Raw genomic sequence first — 1072 nt, forward strand, 5'->3', positions numbered from 1 at the left:
TGTGTCGAAGCCCTCAAAGGCTCCGAACATCGTTCCTCACGACCACGCGCGAAAGGTGCCACCAGAACAGCGCTTACGGTCAAGTGCGCCGAGCGGCTCATCGAGCAAGAGGAACGGCGGATCAGCGATCAGGGCTCGAGCAAGCGCCACGCGCTGTTACTGGCCGCCGCTCAATTGCGACGGCATGCGGCCGCCAAAGTCGGTGAGGTGCACGCGCGCGAGCATGCGGTCGACCTGCGCTGCCTCTCGGCAGCCTTCATGCCGCGCATTTCGAGCGGGAATTCTAGGTTCGGCGCACCGTGAGGTGCGGAAACAGCGCATAGCTCTGGAAGACGATGCCTTGGTCGCGCCGATAAGACTGCACCGCCGCGACCTAATTCCCAGCAATCCGGATGTCTCCCTCAGTGGGCGCTACGAACCCGGCGAGCAGCATCAGGGCCGTGGTCTTGCCCGAACCCCTTGGGACCGACGGTCAGCGACAAATTGCTGACCGCAGCGACTGCCCCATACATCTTGTGACGCTGCCGAACTCAATCTGGGCCGGAACCGAGTTTTTCTCCAATGCTTCATCCTCGGCAATTGGCGGGGTGATGTTCTTTAGATCCAAGGTCACGGCAGGCCGGACAGTGCCGAGCGGTCGAGCCCCATCCATACTACGACATCAACCATTTAACTAGTTTTAGAGGCCCTTCGACCGCCAGATGAGCCAACGTCTAGCTGAGCCGAGCGTTTGCCGCGCACATGATTAAGACCGCTGATTACAGTTATCGAGTGGTCATAAAATGGACCGGCCAGTCGATTTGTATCACCTCTGCTCCGAACCGGGCAAGATAGGAACGTCGAATGCAGGTCAGCGACAGTATTAGTCAGATCCAGATTGGTCTCAAGCCATTCTTTCGGTCTGCCAAGCGGAGCGTCGGGCGCCTTTCCAGGCATTGCCGAGAGTGCGGCGACTGCTCACATGCATCCAGCAACAATTTGGCAATACCAGCTGAATCTCAGATATTTTCGACTGCACGTCGCACTGCAATTAGCCGCTTCTCCCAGGCGTCGCCGGTGAGCCTCTTTGCGC

At 58.8% G+C, this 1072-nt stretch carries 2 protein-coding genes; both read left to right on the forward strand.

All coding sequences use genetic code 11. The annotated features are described in order from the left end of the window. The coding region (locus FJ490_RS33605) for a hypothetical protein (RefSeq protein ID WP_176479576.1) at positions 1–303 on the forward strand (303 nt) is incomplete at its 5' end. 540 nt (positions 304–843) lie between these two features. After that, on the forward strand, positions 844–1072 hold a 229-nt coding region (locus FJ490_RS32995; protein ID WP_210239596.1), incomplete at its 3' end, for a hypothetical protein.

The sequence above is a fragment of the Mesorhizobium sp. B2-5-11 genome, from assembly GCF_006440835.1.
In the GTDB taxonomy this organism is placed as follows: Bacteria; Pseudomonadota; Alphaproteobacteria; order Rhizobiales; family Rhizobiaceae; genus Mesorhizobium.